Here is a 23,307-nt window from a genome sequence, read left to right on the forward strand (position 1 = left end):
TACCGGTCGAGCAAGGTAAAGAAGGTGGGGGCGTGGCGCCATAGCCCCGCAGTTTAGAGGAAGAGTCCAGGGCCTGGACGACTTCCTTCGGGGAATTTGACGCCGACTTTTCCGATTCTGTTCCCGTCCATGACCGCGACGGTCCACAGCGTGTTGTTCCATTCCACTTGGTCGCCCACCACTGGCGCGCCGCCGACCTTCTGGGTGATGAAGCGACTCAGCGGCATATCCGGGTCGATACCCTCGAGCTTGAGGCCGTACAGCGCCGACACCGCGCCCAGCTGGGCGTCGCCTTCGAGCACAAAGTCGCCGAAGAAGCGCAGGTCGAGACCGCGTTGCGGCGCCTGGCTGAACAGTTTGCCCAGGGCCGGCAGGTTGTGTTCGTGGCCGATCACACAGAGCAAATCGTCGACTTCAAGCACCGTACTGCCCGACGGATGGAGCAGTTGCTGGCCACGGAACAGCGCGGCGATCCGCGTGCCTTCGGGCATTTTCAGTTCGCGCAGGGCCGCGCCGATACACCATTTTTCTGCGCCCAGGCGGTAGACGAACAGCTCCCACTCGCTGGTAACGTGCACTTCCAGGGCAGCGCGGGAGATCGGCGCAGGGTCGGGCGGTACGGTCACTTTCAGCAGCTTGGCCACCCACGGCAGGCTCGTGCCCTGCACCAGCAGCGAGACCAGCACGATAAAGAACGCCAGGTTGAAATACAGCTGCGCGTGCGGCAGGCCGGCCATCAGCGGGAACACCGCCAGAATGATCGGCACCGCGCCGCGCAGGCCGACCCAGGCGATAAAGGCTTTTTCGCGCCCGTGGAACGCCTTGAACGGCAGCAGGCCGACCATCACCGACAGCGGCCGCGCAAACAGGATCATCCACAGCGCCAGGCCCAGGGCGGGCAGGGCGATGGGCAGCAAGTCATGCGGCGTGACCAGCAGGCCCAGTACCAGGAACATGCCGATTTGTGCCAGCCAGGCCATGCCGTCGAGCATATGCAAAATGCCATGGCGGCTACGCACCGGGCGGTTGCCGATTACCAGGCCGCACAGGTACACGGCGAGAAAGCCGCTGCCGTGCAGGGCGTTGGTCAGGGCGAACACCACCAGGCCACCGGCGATCACCAGGATCGGGTACAGGCCGGTGGCCAGGTTGATGCGGTTGACCATCTGCAACATCAGCCAGCCGCCGCCCAAACCGACGATGCCGCCGATGCCGAACTCGCGGATCAGGTGGGTCAGCAGGCTCCAATGCAGGCCGGTCTGGCCGGTGGCGAGCATGTCGATCAGGGTCACGGTGAGAAACACCGCCATCGGGTCGTTGCTGCCGGATTCGATTTCCAGGCTGGCGGTCACCCGTTCGTTCAGGCCTTTGCCGCCCAATAGCGAGAACACCGCGGCGGCATCGGTTGAGCCGACAATCGCGCCGATCAGCAAGCCTTGAATGATATTGAGGTTGAATAGCCAGGCCGCGGCCATGCCGGTGAGGCCGGTGGTGATCAACACCCCGACCGTGGCCAGTGACAACGCCGGCCAGAGTGCCACGCGAAAACTCGCCACCCGTGTGCGCAAGCCGCCGTCGAGCAGGATCACTGCCAAGGCAAGGTTGCCCACCAGGTAGGCGGTCGGGTAATTGTCGAAGATGATGCCGCCGCCATCGACGCCGGCGATCATGCCCACGGCCAGGATGATCACCAGAATCGGGATCCCCAGGCGGGACGAAAGAGAACTCACCAGAATGCTCGCACCCACCAGCAACGCGCCGATCAAGAACAGGCTGTTGATGGTCGTCGCATTCAAAGGCAGTACTCCAGAACTGGGAAGACAGGGCGCAAACTGACCATGCAGTCTGCGTGCCAGCGATTCTAACCTGTTGAATTGCTGTGCTGTCAAAAAGCTTTTGCGGGTTGGCTCAGATCTGATGTGGGAGCGGGCTTGCTCGCGAATACGGTGTATCAGCTACACATCAAGTGACTGACACTCCGCCTTCGCGAGCAAGCCCGCTCCCACATTTTTTACCCAGGTGTGTCACTTACAGGCGAAAGCGCCCCACCATCCCATTCAAATCCACTGCCAGGCGCGACAACTCGCTGCTCGCTGCACTGGTTTGGCTGGCGCCGGTGGCCGATTGCACCGACAGATCACGAATGTTCACCAGGTTGCGGTCCACTTCCCGCGCCACCTGTGCCTGTTCTTCTGCCGCGCTGGCGATCACCAGGTTGCGCTCGTTGATCTCGACAATCGCGGTATTGATGGTGTCCAGCGACAGGCCCGCGCCTTTGGCGATGTTCAATGTCGATTCCGCGCGTTCGGTGCTGTTACGCATCGAATCCACCGCGTGTTCGGTGCCGGCCTGAATGCTGCCAATCATCCGCTCGATCTCGCTGGTCGACTGCTGGGTGCGATGGGCCAGGGCGCGCACTTCATCAGCCACCACGGCAAACCCGCGCCCGGCTTCACCGGCACGTGCGGCTTCAATTGCGGCGTTCAGCGCCAGCAGGTTGGTCTGGTCGGCCAGGCCGCGAATCACGTCCAGCACCTTGCCGATGTCACGCGATTCATTGGCCAGGTCGCCAATCAGCGTGGCGGTGGCCTGCACATCACCGCTCATGCGCTCGATGGCGCTGACGGTTTCCTGCACCAGATCACGGCCGTCACCCGCTGACGTGGTGGCGTTGCGCGAGGCTTCTGAAGTGCTGACCGCATTGCGCGCGACTTCTTCCACGGCGCTGGTCATCTCGTTCACCGCTGTGGCGGCTTGTTCGATTTCGTTGTTTTGCTGGGTCAGGCCGCGAGCGCTTTCGTCGGTAACGGCGTTCAGCTCTTCGGCGGCGGAGGCCAGCTGCGTGGCGGAACCGGCAATGCGTTGCAGCGTGTCGCGCAATTTTTCCTGCATCTTGGCCATCGCCGCCAGCAGGCGTCCGGCCTCGTCGTTGCCGTCGACCTTGATCGGGCGGGTCAGGTTGCCTTCGGCCACTTCTTCCGCTGCTTCCAATGCCTGGGAAATGGGCAGGGTGATGCTGCGGGTCAGCAGCCAGGCGAACAACAGGGTCAGCAGGGTAGCGATCACCAACAGGCTCACCACCATATTGAAGGCCATGTTGTATTGGTCCTCGGCGTCCTTATTGGTGGTCAGGGCCATTTTGTTGTTGAGCTCCAGCAGGCGCGTGAGCACGGCATTGACCTGCTCGGAGTTGCTGAGCAATTCGGTGTTGAGCAATTTGCGCAGATCGTCGACTTGATTGGCCTGGGAGAGGCTCTTCATGCGCTCTTCAATCTGATGGTATTGACCGAGCAAGCGCACGTACTCGTCGTAGGCCGAACGCTCTTCAGCACCCTCGATGAGTTTTTCGTAGACAGCCTGGGCGGTGCGGATCTGCTGATTACGCAGCTCAAAAGCTTCCAGGGTTTTTTGCTGGATCTCCGGCTCGCGGTTGGTCAACAGGCGGTACGACAATACCCGCAGGCGCAGGGTCAGTTGGGTGAACTCGTCGAGGGCGCGAATGCTCGGCACGCTGGCCAGGGTGATGTCTTCCGTGGCAGCACGGATCTTGCTCATTTGGTTCAGGGCGAACACACCGAGAAACAACATCAACGCGCCAATCAACGCAAAGCCGAGGAAGGCCCTCGGAGCGATATTCATATTACGAAGCGACATGCGGGAATCCTGGGGGAGAGCGCGATCCGTGCGGCCATGAGACGGTCAGTCCCCCTCTATCGGACGTAGGACTAAAGTCTAAAGGGGGCTGTGCGTTTTTGTCGCATCTGACGAGGGGTTGGGCGGATTCAGGAACCAGATCGGGTAAATGCAGTCACTAAGGCTCGAAAGTGCGGCCCGGCCCTTAAATATCGGGCTGCGCGCCTGGGATAACCCTGGCATCCGAGGTGAATTTTCTTTATCGTCACCGCCCTTTGAAAAAGCCCGAGAAATCAAAATGTTAGAAGCATCCCTCAGCCAACTGGAACAACTGGTCAGCGACCTGGTACAGCAGAATCAGGACCTACTGGGCAGCAACGAATCCCTCAAGGCCGAACTGGCCCGCGCCAAGGATGAAAACGACAGCCTGCAACTGAACCTGATGGAACAGGAAGAAAAGCACGGCGCTACCGCCGCACGCATCCAGGCCCTGGTTGAGCGTGTGAGCGCAGGTCCTGTCGGCGCATGAATGAAGGCATAAAGGTCGTTTCGATTCTCGGAGAGGATTACTCGATCAAGGCGCCGGACGGGGAAGATCAAACCCTGATGCACGCCGTGACCATGCTCAAGGCCTCCCTGGCCACCACTAAGAAAAAGTACCCGACCCTGATCGGTGACAAATTATTGGTACTGGCTGCGCTGAACCTGTGCGCCGAGCAGATCGAAATGCAAAAGCACCACCAGCAGGAACTCGACCGTTACCAAGAGCAAGTCAGCGCCACGGTTGAAGTGATTTCCAAGGCGATCGGAACGCCTTAGAACCACGCATCCTGCATCCCCAGGCACGTGTCATCGCGTGCCTCCAGAATCGCCAGTTCATGATGGCAGCTCGGCACTTCCCAGGTCAGGAAGTACCGAGCAGCCTGGAGCTTGCCTTTATAGAAGGCAGCATCCGCCGCATTGCCTTTGGCCAGGCCTTCCTCGGCGCGAATCGCCTGCTCCAGCCAGCGCCAGCCAATCACCGTGTGCCCGAACACCTTCAAATACAGTGCCGAATTTGCCAGGCTGCTGTTGACCTTGCCTTGGGCGAGATCGGTCAGCAGGCCAATTGTCACGCTTTGCAGGCGGCTGACCAATTGCTCCAGCGGTTCGCGCAGGGCCGTCAGTGAGGCGTATTGCTGTGCTCGAGCGCCTGTCTCGGCGATCAGGCGGATCAGTTGCTTGAGGCCCGCGCCGCCATTCTGCGCGAGCTTGCGCCCGAGCAAATCCAGGGACTGGATGCCGTGGGTGCCTTCGTGGATCGGGTTCAGGCGGTTGTCGCGGTAGTACTGCTCCACCGGGTATTCGCGGGTGTAGCCGTGGCCGCCGAGAATCTGGATCGCCAGCTCGTTGGCCTTGAGGCAGAACTCCGACGGCCAGGATTTGACGATGGGCGTGAGCAGGTCGAGCAGTTCGTGGGCTTGCTTGCGCTCGCTTTCGGTTTCCAGCGTGGTGGTGTCATCGAACAACCGCGCGGCATACAGGCCGAGGTCGAAGGCGCCTTCGACGTAGGCTTTTTGTGTCAGCAGCATGCGCTTGATATCGGCGTGCTGGATGATCGAAACCGGCGCGGTGCCTGGGTCTTTGCTGTCGGGCAGGCGACCTTGTGGGCGTTCGCGGGCGTATTCCAGCGAGTAGAGGTAGCCGGCGTAACCGAGCATGACTGCGCCCATGCCCACGCCGATGCGCGCCTCGTTCATCATCTGGAACATGCAGCTCAGACCCTGATGCGGCTTGCCGACCAGATAGCCGACGCAATTGCCGTTATCGCCGAAGTTAAGCGCCGTTGACGTGGTGCCGCGCCAGCCCATCTTGTGGAACAACCCGGCCAGCAGCACATCGTTGCGCGCGCCCAGGCTGCCATCCTCGTTGACCAGGAACTTGGGCACGATAAACAGCGAAATACCCTTCACCCCGGCCGGCGCATCCGGCAGCTTGGCCAGCACCATGTGCACGATGTTTTCCGACAGCGAATGGTCGCCGCCGGAGATGAAGATCTTGTTGCCCTTGAGGCGATAACTGCCGTCAGCCGCTGGCTCTGCGCGGGTGCGAATATCCGACAGGGATGAACCGGCATGCGGCTCGGTCAGTGCCATGGTGCCGAAAAAGCGGCCCTCGATCATTGGCTGCAGGAAGCGCTGCTTCTGCGCCTCGGTGCCGAAGCTTTCGATCAGGTTGGCGGCGCCCATGGTCAGGAACGGGTAGGAGGTCGAGGCCGCGTTGGCCGACTGAAAGTGCGCAAAGCAGGCTTGCGACAGCAGGGTCGGCAACTGCATGCCGCCGGCGTCGAAGCTGCGCGCGGCGTTCAGAAAACCGGCTTCGAGGAACGCGTCCACGGCGGGTTTGACGTCCGGGATCAGGATCGCCTTGCCGTCTTCGTAGCGCGGTTCGTTTTCGTCGTTTTTGCGGTTGTGCGGCGCGAAGTACTTTTCGGCAATGCTGCGCGCGGTGCTGATGGCGGCATCGAACGTTTCGCGGTTGTGCTCGGCAAACCGCTCGCGCTGGGTCAGGCCCTCGGCATCGAGGACTTCGTACAGCTCGAAAGCCAGATTGCGGGAACTGAGCAGCGTCTCGGACATGGCGGCTTACCTTTTAAGGGAATGGCCGGAGTCTAAGTGCGCAAATAGAGGCTGGATAGCAAGATTGATTTGCGTGATGCAGAGGCAGAACGCGAGAAGGGCGTTGCGAACGCGGTCAATGTGGGAGCTGGCTTGCCTGCGATGAGGCAGTGCCAGCCGACATCTTTGTCACTGACCCGCCGCTATCGCAGGCAAGCCAGCTCCCACATTTCTCCGCGTTTTGTCAGTTAGCCGATAGTCATCAGGCTGGCGTTACCGCCTGCCGCAGCGGTGTTAACACTCAACGCCCGCTCAATCACCAGACGCTCCAGCGCAATCGCCGTCTCGCCCTGTGACAAACCATGCACCCCGACAATCGCCCCACCACGCTGCGCCACTTGCTGGCACACCGCACGCAATTGGTCGGAATCACCGTGGTGCAGGACCGCGTCGAATACCACCTCATCCTTGGTCCAGTCAGCCACGCGCTTGATCTTCGCCTGAACTTCCCTCGGCAGACGTGGGAACAATGCTTTAGTCAGGTCAGTTTCCGGCCATACCGCCGAACCGCCGACGGCCAATACCGCCGCCAGTTGCGTCAGCAGATCACCTTCCACGTCCGCCAGACACAGCACGTGCTCGCGGGGCAGGATCGCGTAGCTGTTGCGCTCGCCGGTCGGGCCGGCCAGCTGGCGGGTAATACCGCTTTGCGACTGCGCGGCGAACTGGTTGCACAGGGCGCTCAGTTCGCTGAACTTGTGGCTGTCGGCCCAGGTTTTCAGGGCGGTCAGCGGTTGGCTCATGGCATCGCGCAGACGCACGTCCGGCGCGGCCAGCTTGTCGCCACGCACGAAGGATTGTTCGATCGCATCGGTAGGACGTGTCGACAGCAGACGGTACAGGTACAGCGGCCCACCGGCTTTCGGGCCAGTGCCCGACAGGCCTTCGCCGCCGAAGGGCTGCACGCCAACCACCGCGCCCACGATGTTGCGGTTCACATAGACGTTACCGGCGTGAACATTGTCGATCACCTTGGCGATGGTCTCGTCGATGCGGGTGTGCACGCCCAGCGTCAGGCCGTAGCCGGAGGCATTGATCTGCGCGATGAGCTGGTCGATCTCTTTGCGCTTGTAACGCACCACGTGCAGCACCGGGCCGAAGATCTCGCGTTGCAGTTCGTCGAAGCTTTCCAGTTCGATCAGGGTGGGCATCACGAAGGTGCCGCGCTTGATCTCTTCGCCGTCGGCAATCGCCACCTGGTACACATTGCGGCCTTTGTCGCGCATGGCCTGGATGTGTTTCTCGATGCCGGCCTTGGCTTCGGCGTCGATCACCGGGCCGATGTCTACCGACAGGCGCTCCGGGTTGCCCAGGCGGCATTCAGCCATGGCGCCCTTGAGCATTTCGATCACACGGTCTGCCGAGTCTTCCTGCAGGCACAGAACGCGCAGGGCCGAGCAGCGCTGGCCGGCGCTGTCGAAGGCCGAGGACACAACGTCGATGACCACTTGCTCGGTCAGCGCCGAAGAGTCGACGATCATTGCGTTCTGGCCACCGGTTTCCGCGATCAGCGGAATCGGGCGGCCCTGGGCATCCAGGCGGCCCGCAACGCTGCGTTGCAGCAGGCGCGCCACTTCGGTGGAGCCGGTGAACATCACGCCTTTGACGCGATCATCCCCCACCAGGCGGGCACCGACGCTTTCGCCCTGGCCCGGCAGCAGTTGCAGCACGCCTTGCGGAATGCCGGCTTCGAGCAAAATGCGCACAGCTTGTGCCGCCACCAGCGGGGTTTGCTCGGCAGGCTTGGCCAATACCGGGTTACCGGCAGCCAGTGCGGCAGCCACTTGGCCGCTGAAGATCGCCAGCGGGAAGTTCCACGGGCTGATGCACACCACTGGGCCCAATGGGCGGTGGGCGTCGTTGGTGAAATCGTTACGGGCCTGTACCGCGTAGTAGCGCAGGAAATCCACGGCTTCGCGCACTTCGGCGATGGCGTTGGCGAAAGTCTTGCCGGCCTCGCGGGCCAGCAGGCCCATCAACGGCTGGATCTCACCTTCCATCAAGTCGGCGGCACGCTCCAGGATCGCGGCGCGCTCCGCGGGCGGGGTGGCCTGCCAGATCGGGCCGGCATTGATCGCGCATTGAATGGCGTTGTCGACGTCTTCGACGGTGGCTTCCTGTACATGGCCCACCACGTCACGCAGGTCGGAGGGGTTCAGCACAGGTGCGGCCGGCTCATTGCTGGAGGCGCAGCCCAGCATCGGCGCGGCTTTCCAGTCGTTATGCGCGGTAGCCAGCAAGGCGCAGGACAACGACGCCAGGCGGTGTTCGTTCGCCAGGTCGATACCGGCCGAGTTGGCGCGGTCGCTGCCATACAGGTCACGCGGCAGTGGAATACGCGGGTGCGGCAGGCCGAAGCCGCCTTCCAGCGTGGCCATCTGCTCGATGCTGGCCACTGGGTCGGCCACCAGCTCCTGAATCGAAATAGTGTGGTCGGCAATACGGTTGACGAACGAGGTGTTGGCGCCGTTTTCCAGCAGGCGACGCACCAGGTAGGCCAGCAGTGTTTCGTGGGTACCGACCGGGGCGTACACGCGGCACGGACGGTTCAGCTTGCCCTCGGAAACTTTGCCTACAACTTGCTCGTACAGCGGTTCACCCATGCCGTGCAGGCATTGGAACTCGTACTGGCCGGGGTAATAGTTCTGACCGGCGATGTGGTATATGGCCGACAGGGTGTGGGCGTTGTGCGTGGCGAACTGCGGGTAGATGGCTTCCGGCACCGACAGCAGTTTGCGTGCGCAGGCAATGTAGGAAACGTCGGTGTACACCTTGCGGGTGTACACCGGGTAGCCTTCCAGGCCTTCAACTTGGGCGCGCTTGATCTCGCTGTCCCAGTACGCGCCTTTTACCAGGCGGATCATCAGGCGATGGCGGCTGCGGCGTGCCAGGTCGATGACGTAGTCGATCACATACGGGCAGCGTTTCTGGTAGGCCTGGATCACGAAACCGATGCCGTTCCAGCCGGTCAGTTGCGGCTCGAAGCACAGGCGTTCGAGCAGGTCGAGCGACAGCTCCAGGCGGTCGGCTTCTTCGGCGTCGATGTTCAGGCCAATGTCGTAGTGCTTGGCCAGCAAGGTCAGCGACAGCAGGCGCGGGTACAGCTCGTCCATCACACGCTCGTACTGCGCACGGCTGTAACGCGGGTGCAGTGCCGAGAGCTTGATGGAAATGCCCGGGCCTTCATAAATCCCACGGCCGTGAGAGGCTTTGCCGATGGAGTGAATGGCTTGTTCGTACGAGGCCAGGTACTTCTGGGCGTCGTGTTCGGTCAGCGCGGCTTCGCCGAGCATGTCGTAGGAATAGCGGAAGCCCTTGGCTTCGAACTTGCTCGCATTGGCCAGGGCTTCGGCGATGGTTTCGCCGGTGACGAACTGCTCGCCCATCAGGCGCATGGCCATGTCGACGCCCTTGCGAATCATCGGCTCGCCGCTCTTGCCGATAATGCGGCTCAGGGACGAGGTCAAACCCGCTTCGTTATGCGTGGCGACCAGTTTGCCGGTCAGCAGCAGGCCCCAAGTGGCGGCGTTGACGAACAGCGACGGGCTGTTGCCCAGGTGCGGCTGCCAGTTGCCAGTGCTGATTTTGTCGCGGATCAGTGCGTCGCGCGTGCCCTTGTCCGGGATGCGCAGCAGCGCTTCGGCCAGGCACATCAGGGCCACGCCTTCCTGGGACGACAGGGAAAATTCTTGCAGCAGGCCTTGAACAATACCGGCACGGCCGCCGGCGCTCTTCTGATTGCGCAACTTCTCGGCAATCGAGGCGGCCAGCTTGTTGGTGGCTTCGGCCATCTGCTGCGGCAGGCGGGCCTGCTCGATCAGCATTGGCACTACTTCCGGTTCCGGGCGGCGGTAGGCGGCGGTGATCGAGGCGCGCAGTACCGATTGCGGCAGGATGCTTTCAGCGAACTCCAGGAAGCACTGGTGGGCGTGGTCAGGCTGAACCTCGCCAGCGTCCTCCGCGTCCTTGCTGCCCAAGCCATTGAGCTCGTTCAGGGTTGCACCACCCTCCAGTTTCTCCAGGTAATTGAAAATCGCCTGCTTGATCAGCCAGTGCGGCGTGCGATCAATGGAGGTCGCGGCGGCCTTGAGGCGTTCGCGGGTCGGGTCGTCGAGTTTGACCCCAAGGGTGGTCGTTGCCATCTTTTTATCCTCATGGGTGCCACTACTGCGTGGCATCTGCTGGCGGCAAGATTAGCTTTGCCCATGCAGAGGTGCAACCGGGTGCAACCCAAATTGTTCAGGAAATTTTTGATCGTGATCGGGAAAAAATCCGGCCTTCAGAAAAATCTGCTTTCCATTGGTGCGTTTACTTCTGAGGTCGGCTGTTCTTGCTCCGAAAAGGAGCAAAAAACCGTGGTTTTGGGCTAAACATGCCTAGGTGCAACTTATTCTCAAGAAACTGGTTGCACCTTATTTGCTTTGTTGAATAGCATTCGCGCCCAAGGTGCAACCGCCTGCAAGGTTCGGTTCATCGGCTGGCGGCTTTCCTGGGGAAACGCCAGTCATAAATGCACGGCACGCAGTCTCGTCTATCCGGTTATCAACGGGTGGCCGTCTGACACAGACCGTCGCTACATAAAAACAAAGCCAGGGCGTCACTCTTATGAGCGTAAGTAATCCTACCCTGATCACATTTGTGATCTACATCGCAGCAATGGTGTTGATCGGCTTCATGGCCTATCGCTCCACCAACAACCTCTCTGACTACATCCTCGGCGGTCGCAGCCTCGGCAGCGTGGTCACCGCGTTGTCCGCCGGTGCTTCCGATATGAGCGGCTGGTTGTTGATGGGCCTGCCGGGCGCCATCTACATGTCCGGTCTGTCGGAAAGCTGGATCGCCATCGGCCTGATCGTCGGCGCGTACCTGAATTGGTTGTTCGTGGCCGGCCGCCTGCGGGTGCAGACCGAACACAACGGCGACGCCCTGACGCTGCCGGATTACTTCTCCAGCCGTTTCGAAGACAAAAGCGGTTTGCTGCGAATCATCTCTGCGGTGGTGATTCTGGTGTTCTTCACCATTTATTGCGCTTCCGGCATCGTGGCCGGCGCCCGTCTGTTTGAAAGCACCTTCGGCATGTCCTACGAGACCGCGCTGTGGGCCGGTGCTGCCGCGACAATTGCCTACACCTTCGTCGGTGGTTTCCTGGCAGTCAGTTGGACAGATACCGTACAAGCCACGCTGATGATCTTCGCGCTGATCCTGACGCCGATCATTGTGTTGCTGGCCACCGGTGGCATCGACACCACGTTCCTGGCGATCGAAGCCAAGAACCCCGACAACTTCAACATGCTGAAAAACACCACCTTCATCGGCATCATTTCGCTGATGGGCTGGGGCCTGGGTTACTTCGGCCAGCCGCACATCCTCGCGCGTTTCATGGCGGCGGATTCGGTGAAGTCGATTGCCAAGGCGCGTCGCATCTCCATGACCTGGATGATCCTGTGCCTGGGCGGCACCGTGGCGGTGGGCTTCTTCGGTATCGCTTACTTCTCGGCGCACCCGGAAGTGGCCGGCCCGGTCAACGAGAACCACGAACGTGTGTTCATCGAACTGGCCAAGCTGCTGTTCAACCCGTGGATCGCCGGCGTGCTGTTGTCGGCCATTCTGGCTGCGGTCATGAGTACCCTGAGCTGCCAGTTGCTGGTGTGCTCGAGCGCGCTGACCGAAGACTTCTACAAAACTTTCCTGCGCAAAAACGCCTCCCAGGTTGAGCTGGTGTGGGTCGGCCGCGCGATGGTGCTGCTGGTTGCCCTGATCGCGATTGCCATGGCAGCCAACCCGAACAACCGCGTGCTGGGCTTGGTGAGCTACGCCTGGGCCGGTTTTGGCGCCGCGTTCGGGCCTGTGGTGCTGATCTCGGTGATCTGGAAACAGATGACCCGCAACGGCGCACTGGCCGGCATCCTGGTCGGCGCGGTCACTGTGATTGTGTGGAAGCACTTCGAGCTGCTGGGCCTGTACGAAATCATCCCGGGCTTTATCTTCGCCAGCCTGGCGATCTACGTCGTCAGCAAGCTGGGCGCACCGACTGCCGGTATGGTCGAGCGTTTTGACGCGGCGGAAAAAGACTACAACCTCAACAAGTAATTCGTCGGGTGTTAAGCGCCCGTTGAATTGGAAAAAAGGCCCGCGTCCTACGGATTGCGGGCCTTTTTTTGCGTGTGATTTGGGTTGGTCCGAAGAACTTTCTGATGCGCGCGCGTAGGGATTTACTGATTTGTCTGGGGCGTGCTCAGCAGGGCGCACCCGTAGTGCAGAATCGGCCGCCTACCCTTCGCAGAGAAACACCGGATGTTCGCTCCTGCCAATCAAAGTGCGTTTAACCTGACCCTGGATGGGGTTGCCAGCGACCTCAAGGTCTACAGCTTCCAGGGTGAGGAGGCGCTGAGTCAGCCTTACTGTATCGACCTTGAACTGGTCAGCGAACAGCCCGATCTCGATTTGGAAAGCCTGCTGCATCGCCAGGCCTATCTGGGGTTCGATGAGCTGGGGCATGGGGTGCATGGCCTGGTCTATCGAGTCGGGCAGGGCGAGTCGGGGCGGCGCCTGACGCGTTATCAGATCCGTCTTGTGCCGCATCTTAAGTACCTGGCGCACAGCAGTCATCAGCGTATTTTTCAGCACAAGAGTGTGCCGCAGATTGTGGCGCTGGTGTTGGTCGGGCAAGGCATCCTGAGCGACCGCTTTGAGTTTCGCCTGAGCGGTACTTATCCACTGCGCGAGTATTGCGTGCAGTTCGGCGAGACTGATCTGGCGTTCATTCAACGTCTGTGCGCCGAGGTGGGCATCCACTACCACTTCCAGCATTCGCCCGATGGGCACCTGCTGGTATTCGGTGATGACCAGACGGTGTTCGCCCAGGCCGAACACCCCACTCCCTACAGCCCCGGTTCCGGGATGGTGGCGGCAACACCGGCGATCAAGCGCTTTGCGATGCAACTGGAAACCCGCACAACAGGGGTAAACCTGCGCGATTATGATTTTCGTAAGCCGCGCCTGACGCTGGAAAGTGCCGTGGCTGGCGAGCAGCTTCCGCGCCTTGAAATGCAGCAGTATCCCGGCCACTTTTCCGATCGCCCCCATGGCAAATACCTTGCGCAGCGAGGCTTGGAGCGCCTGCGCACAGACTCGAGAGCCGCCCAGGGTGAAGGCGATGATCCCGCCTTGGGCAGTGGCCGGTTCCTCAGGCTTGGCGGGCACCCGCGAGAAAGCTGGAATGATTTGTGGCTGGTCACCCAGGTTTCCCATCAGGGCAAACAACCTCAGGTGCTGGAAGAGGCTGTTACTGAGGTGGCAGGGGGAGATTTTCGTCAGGGCTACCACAACACGTTTATCGCCGTGCCATGGGATGTGATTTTCCGCCCGCCCTTGCCTGAATTGCCGCGCCCGAGCATCGGCGGTTATCAACACGCGGTGGTTACCGGGCCTGCCGACAGTGAAATCCATTGCGACGAATACGGTCGGGTCAAGGTGCAACTGGCCTGGGACCGTGACGGGGAACACAACGAGCACTCCAGCTGCTGGCTGCGTGTCGCCAGTGGCTGGGCGCATGATCGTTACGGCTCGGTGCTGATACCCAGGGTCGGTATGGAAGTGCTGGTGGGGTTCGCCAATGGTGACCTGGACATGCCGCTGGTGATGGGCTGCCTGCCCAACGCTGCGAACCCTCTGCCCCTTGACCTGCCGGCAGACAAGACCCGCAGCATCTTTCGCAGCCAGAGCAGCCCGGGGGGTGGCGGTTACAACGAGCTGCGCATCGAAGACCGCAAAGGCGCCGAGGAAATCTACCTGCGTGCCCAGCGCGATTGGACTCAGCATGTGCTGCATGACCAGCAAGTGCAGGTGGATAACCAGCGCCGGGTGAAAGTGGGCGGCGAGTCGCACCATGAACTGCAAGGCGAAGAGCAGCGCATTACCCATGGCAACCGCCTGACTGAACTCAAGCAGGACGATCATTTGGTGGTCGGTGGCTCGCAGCAGATGCGTGCAGGTCGCACCATCCAGATCGGAGCGGGGCAGAGCATCGTCATCGACGCCGGTGCGAGCGTGACAATCCAGGCCGGAGGGCAGTCGATCACGCTGTCGGCGGGTGGGATTTTCAGCAGCGTGCCGATCCAGCTTGGCGGCGCGCCGGCTGCCGCGACTGCGCCGTTAATGCCGGGGATAAAGGAAAAGCTGCTGGCGGTTGTTCCCGCCCCATTAAGCCGCGTGCAAGTGGCCAGCCTGAAACGTAGCGCACCTTTTTGCGAAGAGTGCGAGCGCTGCAAGAACGGCCAGTGTGACCTCCCGCAGCATGGGAATAAAGGTCCGGGACCCTCTGCCGGGAAAGCTGCTGGCGTCGAGCCGGGGTTTCATATCGTGCAGCGCGCAATGTCTCGGGATGCCTTGGAAAAGTCGCTGTCCGAATCGCCCAGTGCGATCGTGCTGGAGCGGTTTCGCAGCCTCAATCCACAACTCACGCAGTACGCCAGGCCGGGGCAAATGCTCGTCCTCAGCGACCCGCTTAATAGCCAATGCACGCGTGAAGAGGCATTGCTGATGGAGGCGGCGAAAGAAGTGAACGATGCACTGACGCCGATGAGCGATGACGAGGCGGCGTTTATGGTTGAGCACCAGCAAGAGGTTGGTGCTTTTTTTGGCGCAGAGTTCGATGGCGTTGGGGGTGGGATCCAGCATGGTGGAAAATCATTTAACGCGGACCAAGTCCGTCCTCGTAGATCTTGAAAAGTTGCACGTCAAAACCTTTCAGGCTCAGGGCAATTTGCAAGGTGCAGAATTTTTCTCTAAACGTCAGAAGCTGTTAACTCAACTGGATAACAGCCTCGGGCCTCTAGTTACGCAAAGGTGTTGGCATTGCCGATCACCCAAAGCTCAAAAAAGCATTGGGGATTTCCAGTCGTAGTTTGGTTCATCATTGGAGCAAAGCGGGTGTGTCAGGGGGGATTCCTGGGTACGCGACGCATATTCAAGGTGTGGCGCGGGCGAGCCAGTATATGAAGGTCGGCGGGTTTATCGGTATTGGGCTAGGGGGGCAGCGTCCGCATTGAAGGTGAAGGAAACGTGTCGAGTTGGAAGTAAAGATAATTGTCAAAGAGTGAAATATACAGAAGGAGGGAATTTTGTCGGGAACGCCGCGGTTGGCTGGTTAGGTGGTGCTTCCGCAGCAGCGGGTGCAGGAACAGTGTGTGTTGCTATAGGTGCAGGTACTGCGGGTTTAGGAGGCATTTTATGTATTTTGGTTGTTGTAGGTGCGGGCACTGCTGCCGGTGGCGCCGTTGGTGCGCTTGCTGGAGAGAGGATCGGAGATTTTATTTATGAGGTGGGGAAGTAATGAAGGGTGAATTTTACGCATTTTATATGTGGTGCTGGATAGGCGTATTTGTGTTCATTTTTTTTACATTTTTGGTTCAGGTTTATTTTTCTTACTCTAAAGTTAATGAAATATTGGAATGCCTAGGTGAGTCAAATATTGTATTGGGTCGTCAATTTGTTCTTGGGGACGGGATTTTCAGTAGGTCGTTTTTTGTACTGTCGATTGCGGGGATGCTTGTGTTTCCTGAAACGCATATAAAAGACGGCGGGTTTACTCGTGAGGAGTTTGAAGGCGTTCCTTATCGGCTTAGATTTCAACTAAAAGCACTGGTGTATGTTTTGTTTTTTTTGGTTGGGGTTTGCATCGCTTTATTGTGTATTGGTGAGTATATGGGTTGGCTTAATAAACATTCTTAGACGCTCGGTTATTCGCCGATTGTTTTGCCATATTTTGTCGTGAAGGAGCATTATTTATGCTAATGCAGTCCATACCCCGCACATGGCTATTCCACTCCTCGATTCAACCAGCCGAAAAACTCTTCGTCATTTTTAGCAGCGCCAGCGCCGCCAGGCCTTTGGACGCTTGGCGAACCCTTTCAGCCGGTCTACCGCCCCATCCAATCTGGGCAGGTACGGTTTACAGCGAATGGACTGAGGTCATGCCTTACGTCGCCATCATCGAGCCCGAAAGCCCATTCCTCGACTGGATAGCAACCACCGAATCTACGGATTGGGGCTGGCTGGCGGTATCCAGTATATGAAGGTCGGCGGGTTTGTCGGTATTGGGCTAGGGGGATCAGCGCCCGCATTGAAGGTGAAGGAAACGTGTCGAGTTGGAAGCAGGGATGAGTGTCAGCAGGTCAAGTTCACCGAAAGTGGGGCATTCGTTGGAATGGTAACTGGTGGGGTGGTTGGTGCTATGGGAAGTGGGGCCATATGTGTCGGTATTGGCGTTGCTACCGTCGGGGTGGGTGGAGCGGTTTGCGCTGTTGTAGTCGCGGGGTTGGGATCTGCTGTAGGGGGTAACGCATTTTCTAAAGTGGGTGAAACTATTGGGGAAGTTGTTTATAAGGTTGTCCGATGATAAGTGACTCGGAAATCATTTTTTTGATGTCCTCCTTAGGCTTGTTTTTGTCCGGTATTTTTATTATTGGTGTTTGGTTTTATATGGTTTTTTTTAGAATGTCAGAAATTGTCAGATGTTTGGGGCGGTCATTAGTTGTTCAAAATAGGAGGTCCCTTTTGAACGCTGGGCTGGTCGGTAAGTTTTATATTCTAAGTGGTGTCTCGGGTGTGTTGGTTTTTCCTCAAAAATCAATTGAAAGAGGTGAGCTTGACCCAGATGACTATAGGCGGTTTCCGAAGCCCTTAAAGTTTTGGATTGTATCCTCTGCGACAGCAGCAATTGTGCTCACATTAGGTGGTGTGGTGATGGCCTTGGCAATTAATTTTCTAGGGTGGCCTACCTAGAGTACTTAAGATTTTATCGCGTAGCGATAAAATTTACTGAGTCAATTGAATAACTGTCTCGGACCTCTGGTGCGTAAAGGCGTTGGCAAGTGTAAGTGCATTATCTAGCAATAGGGGCGAAAAGTTAGGCGAAAATATCTATGAGGTTGTACATTGATTCATGGGGGGGTGTGACATGTTTAGCTTTGTTGCCTCAACTTAGTCCTTTGAAGATGCAAGGATTATTACTGGAGCTTAATGGTTGCGTGTTTTTTATTTATTTTGATTGTTCCTGTGTGGGCTTTGTATCTTTCTTATTTTAAGGTGGAAAAGATACGGAAGAACTTAAGGCGTAGTTGGTATGTTATAAGGTCGGATGGAAGTATCGGTTGGGATCCTATAAGTAGATCGTAGGCGATAAGGGCTGTGATCGGTGCTTTCGCCTTTCCCGCACACTCTATAAAACACGGACGTCTTAGTGCTGAGGACTACGCTGGGTTTCCGAAGATGCTCAAATTTATTTTGAAAAGTCTAGGTGTCTGTTCAGTGGCCTCCGGCCTTGGTATTTTTATTTTGCTTGTAATAGGAGAGCTTGTGGGATGGGAGGATGTTGATTGGTTCTAGATTAGGCGAGAGCTTTTCAAAATGTAATTGTTGACGCTTTGTTTGTGACAGCAAATGTTATGAAAAACGAATCATTGCTTGCGTTCTCCTTTGAATGGAATGTACCTAATGCCGAATCAGTTGTTACCAGAAACTTGGTTAACCCATTGTCCCCTTCAGACGACTGAGAATGCCTTCGTCATTCTCAGTAACGCCAGCGACGCAAAGCCGGTAGATGTCTGGCGAAAAATGGCAGCTGGTATGCCGCCCCAGCCCATCTGGGCAAGCACGGCCTATGCTGAGTGGACTGAGGTCATGCCTTACGTCGCCATCATCGAGCCCGAAAGCCCATTCCTCGACTGGATAGCAACCACCGAATCTACGGACTGGGGTTGGCTGGCCGTATCGTCCAGCCCACTGGAAACAGTGGTCGCGCACCTGCAAAGCTTGACCAAGGTGCTGTTGCCCGAGAGGCAGGAAGTGTTTTTGCGCTTCTGGGATGGCGGTCAATTTCTGCCGATTGTGCAAAACATCGGCGATGAGGCGGGGAAGGTGTTGCCGGTATTTCAGCGTTACCTGATCAACGGCCAACCGCTAACGGTTGCGACTGGCCCGGTCACTGCCGCCAAAACCAGCCCATGGTGGCAAGTGCCTGCCTCGTTGTTGGAGCATCTGGCAGAGCAATCACCCCACGTGCTGATCGACAACTTGCTGCAATGGCTCGAAGAGCAGCGCCCCGACCTGCATACCGCTTTCAAGCCTGCGATCTTGCGCCACAAGGTCGCCTGCTTTGCGCGCGGGGCGGATGTCAGCCAGGGGGCGCTGGCCGACTATCTGGCCACAGAGTTGAGTTGACGCAGCGTCTGCTGAAAATAGTCATCGGTGCGAGGGGTTGTTGTGGCGAGCAGGCTTGCCCTGCGTCGGGCTGCGTAGCGGCCCCAAAACCTGCCAATGAGTTCTGGTAAAAAAAGAACGCGGTGACCGTTTCAGGGCTGCTGCGCAGCCCAACGCGGGGTGAGCCCGCTCGCCACACTCTGCCCCTTTGCTCCTGTAGAAGGTAAACTTCGCCCCCTGCGCAGGAGCAACCATGAATTATCGTCACGCCTTTCACGCCGGCAACCACGCCGATGTCTTCAAACACTTGACCTTGACCCGCCTCATCGCCCTGATGTCGCGCAAGGAGCAGCCGTTCGCCTACCTCGACACCCACGCCGGGATCGGGCTATACGACCTGCAAGGTGATCAGGCCAACCGCACCGGTGAATACCTGGAAGGCATCGCCCGCTTGTGGGGCGAGAGCGACCTGCCGCCGCTGACCGCCGACTACATGCGCGTGTTGCATGAGATGAACCCGGATGGCCAGTTGCGCTACTACCCGGGCTCGCCAGAACTGGCGCGCCGCCTCACGCGGCCTCAGGACCGTGTGCTGCTGAATGAAAAACACCCGGAAGACGGCGTGCTGCTCAAGGACAACATGAAGGGCGATCGCCGCGTCAAAGTGCACTTGGGCGAAGGCTGGCATGTGCCGCGTGCCTTGCTGCCGGTGCCGGAAAAGCGCGCGTTGATGCTGATCGATCCGCCGTTTGAAAAGCTCGACGAAATGCAGCGCTGCGCGGCGTCCCTCAAGGAAGCGGTCAGCCGCATGCGCCAGACCGTTGCGGCGATCTGGTACCCGGTGAAAGACCAGCGCATGTTGCGCCGCTTCTACCAGGACCTGGCCGGCACCGGTGCGCCGAAGTTGCTGCGGGTGGAGTTGCTGGTGCATCCCCTGGACACGCCCAACACCCTGACCGGCTCGGGCCTGGCGATTGCCAACCCGCCGTGGGGGTTGGAGGAGGAGTTGCGTGAGCTGCTGCCGTGGTTGTCCAAGAAACTTGGCCAGACCCAGGGTGGGTGGCAGATGGATTGGCTTATCGCTGAGTAATCAGATCTCAAGCCAAGCACAAGACTAAATGTGGGAGCGGGCTTGCTCGCGAAAGCGGAGTGTCAGTTAACAGATATGTCGACTGATATACCGCATTCGCGAGCAAGCCCGCTCCCACATTTTTTGATCTGCGTTGTGCTTAGATCGGGCAGGTCACGCCCGTGCCGCCGATCCCGCAGTAGCCCTGCGGGTTCTTCGCCAGGTATTGCTGGTGATACGCCTCGGCGAAGTACACCGTCGGTGCTTCTTCGATTTCTGTGGTGATGGTGCCCAGGCCGGCCTTGGTCAGCTCGCCCTGATACGCCTCGGCGCTGGCCTTGGCCGCTTCCAGGTGCTCAGGCTTCACGGCGTAGATCACCGAACGGTATTGGCTGCCGATGTCGTTGCCCTGGCGCATGCCTTGGGTCGGATTGTGCAGCTCCCAGAACATTTTCAGCAGCTCTTCGTAGCTGATCTTGTCCTGGTCGAACACCACCAGTACCACTTCGCTATGGCCGGTCAGGCCCGAGCAGACTTCTTCGTAAGTGGGGTTCGGCGTGTAGCCGCCGGCGTAGCCGACCACGGTGCTGACCACACCGTCGCGCTGCCAGAACCGGCGTTCGGCACCCCAGAAACAACCGAGGCCGAAGATCGCGAACTCGACGTTGTCGACAAAGGGGCCGAGCAGCGGGTTGCCGTTGACGAAATGCGTCTCTGGCAGTGCCATCGGGGTTTCACGGCCAGGCAAAGCTTGTTCTTGAGTGGGCAACACGTTTTTGTTCACCAGAATTTCCGAGCGCAAGACCATGAGCAGTCCTCTCGTCAGGTTGAGTTAGCGGTAAAGATTCAGACAGCCAGTGTGCCCGAGTGTTACAGCGCTGTCAGGCGATTGGCCCGCGCGGGTAGCGTTTAAGCTTCTCGAGCAGCTCTGCACCGGGGATCGGCCGGTCGAACAAATAGCCCTGGCCCACATCACAACGATGCCGGCGCAGGAAGGCCAGTTGCTCGGAGGTTTCGATGCCCTCGGCCACCACTTTGAGCTTGAGGTTGTGGGCCATGGCGATCACTGCTGAGGTAATTTCCATGTCGTCCTGGTTGTCCGGGATTTCGTGGATAAAGCTGCGATCGATCTTGATGATGTCGATGGGGAATTTCTTCAGGTAGCTCAGCGACGAATAGCCGGTACCGAAGTCATCCATGGCCAGGGTCAGGCCAAAGCTCTTCAGCTGGTCCAGTTGAAGGCGCGTGTCTTCGGTGGCTTCCAGCAGCAAACCTTCGGTCAGCTCCAGCTCCAGCAGTTTCGCGGGCAACTGTTCTTCCTTGAGGATGGTGGCAATCGAGGCCACCAGGTCCGGGTCGGAGAATTGCTTGGGCGACAGGTTGATCGCCACCTGCAAGTTGCCCATGCCGGCGGCGCTCAATTGCTTGCTCATGCGGCAGGCCTGGCGCGCGATCCATTTGCCGATGGGGATGATCAGCCCGGTTTCTTCCGCCACGCTGATGAACTGGTCGGGACGGATCATGCCCTTTTCCGGGTGGTTCCAGCGCAACAGCGCTTCCATGCCCAGCAGCCGGCCGCTGCGCAGGCACAGCTTGGGCTGGTAGAACACGTCCAGCTCGTTTTGGGTCAGGGCGCGGCGCAGGTTGTTTTCCACAAACAGTTTGTAACTGGCCTCGGCGTTCAGCGCCTCGGTAAACACCTGTACCTGGTGTTTACCATTGGCCTTGGCCTTGTGCAGGGCCAGCCCGGCGTTACGCATCAGGGTTTGCGGGTCGCGGCCGTGCAACGGCGCGCAGGCCAGGCCCACGGAGCCGGTGACACTGATCAGTTGGTTGTCGACGAACATCGGTTTGTCGAGGGTTGCCAGCAACTGGCTGGCGACCTGTTGGCCACTCTCCAGGTCGGTGTCGTCGAGCAACACCGCGAACTCGTTACTGGCAAACCGCGCCAGGCTGCCGCTGGCACTCAGGCTGTTGCGCAGGCGCCGGGCCAGGCTGATCAGCAACTTGTCGCCGGTCTGGTGGCCGAGGCTGTCGTTGATCCGCTTGAAATTGTCGATGTCCACCAGCAACAGGCTGATAGGGCTGTCGCTGTCGCGCGCGAAGCGCTCATCCAGGTTGCGGATAAACGCCGGGCGGTTGCCCAGGTTAGTCAGGTTGTCGGTGTAGGCCAGGCGCTCGATGCGCTGCTGGGCCAGCTTGGTCTGGGTGATGTCTTCGTAGATGCCGATGTAGTGGGTCAACTCACGGTTGTCGCCATACACCTTGGAAATCGACAGCTGGCCCCAGTAGGGTTCGAGGTTTTTGCGTCGGCTCTTGAACTCACCTTGCCAGCTGTTGCTCTTGGCCAGGCTCGACGGTGCGTCGAAGAGCATTTCACTGAGGTTTTCCAGGGCCGGCAACTGCGCCAGTCGATGGCCATGGACTTCTTCGGCGCTGTACTGGGTGATCGCGGTAAAGCTTGGGTTGACGTACTCGACCACGCCGTCGCAATTGACCAGCAGAAACGCGTTGGCGCTTTGCTCCACGGCACGCTGGAACAAGTGCAGCGCGCTGGTGGCGGCGCGCCGGTTGTGGTTGTTGATCACTTGCGCGAACTGGTCCGCCAGCTCGCCGGCGAAGGCGATCTCATCAGCCTGCCAGGCACGCGAGCTGCCGCTTTGTTCCAGGCACAGCACGCCGATGACTTGGCCATCCACACGGATGCTCGCGTCGAGCATCGCGTGCACGTCCTTGGCGCGCAGGCTTTCGGCCATTTCCCGGGTGCGCGGGTCACGCAACGCATGGGTGGCGTCGATGGCGCGGCTCGAGTGCAGGGCTTCCAGGTAGTCCGGGAAGCCGCTGGCGTCGATCGCTTCAGGCAAGTGGTGCTGTTGGTTGTCGCGGTGGTACGCCGAGATCGGCACCAGGCGCTGGCCTTCCAGGTTCCAGATGCTCGCGCAATCGATCTGGTAGATGTCGCACGCGCTGCGGGTGATCAGCTCGGCGGCTTCCTGCAGCGAGTTGGGCGTGGTGTAGCGCTGGCGAGCCAGCAGCAGGATCAGCTCCTGTTGGGCGCGCACGCGCTCCAGGTGCTGCAACTGTTCTTGCTGGGCACGCTGGTTGAGTTCCAGGGCGATCTGCAGGCGGCTGTTCTGGTTTTCCAGGTCTGCGGTCGGGACGGCAGTGGGGATTTCGCTAAACAGTCCGTCGACCACCATCAGGTAGCCGCGCAGCAGGTGGCGATTGTGCTGTTTGTAGGTCTCGCCCATTTCCAGCAGGCTCAAAGGCCCGTCGCTGGTGTGCAAGGTGTAGCGCACCAGGTAATGCGGGCTCTGGGTCAGTTGTTGCTGGATGGCGTCGTGCAGTTGGTAGCGCGCCTGCGGTTCCATCAAGCTGGCGTAGGGCGTGCCGACCAGGGCGCACAGTTCGACCGCCGGCAGACCAAACTGGCGCTCGCAATTGGGGTCGAGGTACAGCAGCGCCCAGCTTGCCTCATTAAGCCGTTCGAAACGCAACATGCCGAGGCGCGAAGGCACCGGTAACTGCGTCACTACCTCGGCCGCCATATGGGCGGCATCGGGTTGGCTTTTCATGGGGAAACTCGCTTGGAAAAATGCGCACGGCGCCGGGCTCACGCCCTCTTTACTGTCGCCTGCGGCAAGGTTGCATCATGCAGCACGCACTGACAAGAGAGGATGAAGGCTAAGTGCTATATGGCTGTTATCGGCCGCGGGAGCGGTTTCTACAATCCAGGTGATGGGTGGC

The 23,307-nt window shown here is 59.3% G+C and carries 13 protein-coding genes and 2 pseudogenes; 9 read left to right on the forward strand and 6 right to left on the reverse strand.

The window, feature by feature from the left end:
- Positions 1–53 precede the first annotated feature (53 nt).
- The gene (locus L8K08_RS17040) at positions 54–1,796 is read right to left on the reverse strand and encodes a potassium/proton antiporter (RefSeq protein ID WP_106577559.1); all 1,743 of its coding nucleotides are present in this window, start codon (positions 1,794–1,796) and stop codon (positions 54–56) included.
- 232 nt (positions 1,797–2,028) lie between these two features.
- A complete protein-coding gene (locus L8K08_RS17045) occupies positions 2,029–3,654 on the reverse strand; it encodes a methyl-accepting chemotaxis protein (protein WP_242198857.1) in 1,626 nt (541 codons plus the stop codon).
- A gap of 277 nt (positions 3,655–3,931) precedes the next feature.
- On the opposite strand from L8K08_RS17045, the gene L8K08_RS17050 reads away from it, so the two are divergent.
- Both L8K08_RS17050 and L8K08_RS17055 read left to right on the forward strand, forming a co-directional pair.
- Entirely contained in the window at positions 3,932–4,162 is a 231-nt protein-coding gene (locus L8K08_RS17050; protein WP_038844376.1) for a hypothetical protein, read from the forward strand.
- Positions 4,159–4,452 carry a cell division protein ZapA gene (locus L8K08_RS17055; protein WP_119738009.1) on the forward strand — a complete coding sequence of 98 codons (294 nt, stop codon included), beginning with the start codon at positions 4,159–4,161 and terminating at the stop codon, positions 4,450–4,452. Before L8K08_RS17050 ends, L8K08_RS17055 begins: the two co-directional genes overlap by 4 nt.
- Here L8K08_RS17055 and L8K08_RS17060 read toward each other — a convergent pair.
- Both L8K08_RS17060 and putA read right to left on the reverse strand, forming a co-directional pair.
- Entirely contained in the window at positions 4,449–6,251 is a 1,803-nt protein-coding gene (locus L8K08_RS17060; RefSeq protein ID WP_242198860.1) for an acyl-CoA dehydrogenase, read from the reverse strand. The two genes, L8K08_RS17055 and L8K08_RS17060, sit on opposite strands and share 4 nt — an antisense overlap.
- 227 nt (positions 6,252–6,478) lie before the next feature.
- Positions 6,479–10,432 carry a trifunctional transcriptional regulator/proline dehydrogenase/L-glutamate gamma-semialdehyde dehydrogenase gene (gene putA, locus L8K08_RS17065; protein ID WP_242198862.1) on the reverse strand — a complete coding sequence of 1,318 codons (3,954 nt, stop codon included), beginning with the start codon at positions 10,430–10,432 and terminating at the stop codon, positions 6,479–6,481.
- 463 nt (positions 10,433–10,895) lie between these two features.
- On the opposite strand from putA, the gene putP reads away from it, so the two are divergent.
- From putP to rlmJ, 7 genes and pseudogenes are all read left to right on the forward strand, one after another.
- Positions 10,896–12,380 carry a sodium/proline symporter PutP gene (gene putP / locus L8K08_RS17070; RefSeq protein WP_145160050.1) on the forward strand — a complete coding sequence of 495 codons (1,485 nt, stop codon included), beginning with the start codon at positions 10,896–10,898 and terminating at the stop codon, positions 12,378–12,380.
- Positions 12,381–12,584: 204 nt separating this feature from the next.
- Positions 12,585–14,579 (forward strand): annotated as a pseudogene (gene tssI / locus L8K08_RS17075) (type VI secretion system tip protein TssI/VgrG); the annotation flags it as partial.
- A 1,044-nt stretch (positions 14,580–15,623) separates the two neighbouring features.
- Positions 15,624–16,022: a hypothetical protein gene (locus L8K08_RS17080; RefSeq protein WP_242198864.1), complete on the forward strand. Its 399-nt coding sequence runs from the start codon at positions 15,624–15,626 to the stop codon at positions 16,020–16,022.
- Positions 16,023–16,078: 56 nt separating this feature from the next.
- A pseudogene (locus L8K08_RS17085) lies at positions 16,079–16,360 on the forward strand (DUF4123 domain-containing protein); the annotation flags it as partial.
- A 325-nt stretch (positions 16,361–16,685) separates the two neighbouring features.
- Positions 16,686–17,075 (forward strand): hypothetical protein, encoded by a 390-nt coding sequence (locus L8K08_RS17090; RefSeq protein ID WP_242198866.1) that lies wholly within the window; start codon positions 16,686–16,688, stop codon positions 17,073–17,075.
- Between the two features lie 711 nt (positions 17,076–17,786).
- Positions 17,787–18,512, forward strand: coding sequence for a DUF4123 domain-containing protein (locus tag L8K08_RS17095; RefSeq protein WP_242198868.1), 726 nt, complete (start codon positions 17,787–17,789; stop codon positions 18,510–18,512).
- Positions 18,513–18,744: 232 nt separating this feature from the next.
- Positions 18,745–19,581 carry a 23S rRNA (adenine(2030)-N(6))-methyltransferase RlmJ gene (gene rlmJ / locus L8K08_RS17100; protein WP_016975658.1) on the forward strand — a complete coding sequence of 279 codons (837 nt, stop codon included), beginning with the start codon at positions 18,745–18,747 and terminating at the stop codon, positions 19,579–19,581.
- Between the two features lie 139 nt (positions 19,582–19,720).
- Here rlmJ and msrA read toward each other — a convergent pair whose 3' ends face one another.
- Together msrA and L8K08_RS17110 are read right to left on the reverse strand one after the other, a co-directional pair.
- Positions 19,721–20,368 (reverse strand): peptide-methionine (S)-S-oxide reductase MsrA, encoded by a 648-nt coding sequence (gene msrA / locus L8K08_RS17105; RefSeq protein ID WP_106577569.1) that lies wholly within the window; start codon positions 20,366–20,368, stop codon positions 19,721–19,723.
- Positions 20,369–20,441: 73 nt separating this feature from the next.
- Positions 20,442–23,135: a GGDEF and EAL domain-containing protein gene (locus tag L8K08_RS17110; protein ID WP_242198870.1), complete on the reverse strand. Its 2,694-nt coding sequence runs from the start codon at positions 23,133–23,135 to the stop codon at positions 20,442–20,444.
- Between the last annotated feature and the right edge of the window lie 172 nt (positions 23,136–23,307).

Source organism: Pseudomonas sp. TREG-RG-20F-10-E-6-01 (assembly GCF_022662455.1).
Classification (GTDB): domain Bacteria; phylum Pseudomonadota; class Gammaproteobacteria; order Pseudomonadales; family Pseudomonadaceae; genus Aquipseudomonas.

Excerpts from the sequence above, each read along its gene's own strand:
- L8K08_RS17045 (WP_242198857.1), bottom strand. The coding sequence starts at position 3,654 with ATGTCGCTTCGTAATATGAATATCGCTCCGAGGGCCTTCCTCGGCTTT.
- L8K08_RS17050 (WP_038844376.1), top strand. The coding sequence starts at position 3,932 with ATGTTAGAAGCATCCCTCAGCCAACTGGAACAACTGGTCAGCGACCTG.
- L8K08_RS17055 (WP_119738009.1), top strand. The coding sequence starts at position 4,159 with ATGAATGAAGGCATAAAGGTCGTTTCGATTCTCGGAGAGGATTACTCG.
- L8K08_RS17060 (WP_242198860.1), bottom strand. The coding sequence starts at position 6,251 with ATGTCCGAGACGCTGCTCAGTTCCCGCAATCTGGCTTTCGAGCTGTAC.
- putA (WP_242198862.1), bottom strand. The coding sequence starts at position 10,432 with ATGGCAACGACCACCCTTGGGGTCAAACTCGACGACCCGACCCGCGAA.
- putP (WP_145160050.1), top strand. The coding sequence starts at position 10,896 with ATGAGCGTAAGTAATCCTACCCTGATCACATTTGTGATCTACATCGCA.
- L8K08_RS17080 (WP_242198864.1), top strand. The coding sequence starts at position 15,624 with ATGAAGGGTGAATTTTACGCATTTTATATGTGGTGCTGGATAGGCGTA.
- L8K08_RS17090 (WP_242198866.1), top strand. The coding sequence starts at position 16,686 with ATGATAAGTGACTCGGAAATCATTTTTTTGATGTCCTCCTTAGGCTTG.
- L8K08_RS17095 (WP_242198868.1), top strand. The coding sequence starts at position 17,787 with ATGCCGAATCAGTTGTTACCAGAAACTTGGTTAACCCATTGTCCCCTT.
- rlmJ (WP_016975658.1), top strand. The coding sequence starts at position 18,745 with ATGAATTATCGTCACGCCTTTCACGCCGGCAACCACGCCGATGTCTTC.
- msrA (WP_106577569.1), bottom strand. The coding sequence starts at position 20,368 with ATGGTCTTGCGCTCGGAAATTCTGGTGAACAAAAACGTGTTGCCCACT.
- L8K08_RS17110 (WP_242198870.1), bottom strand. The coding sequence starts at position 23,135 with ATGAAAAGCCAACCCGATGCCGCCCATATGGCGGCCGAGGTAGTGACG.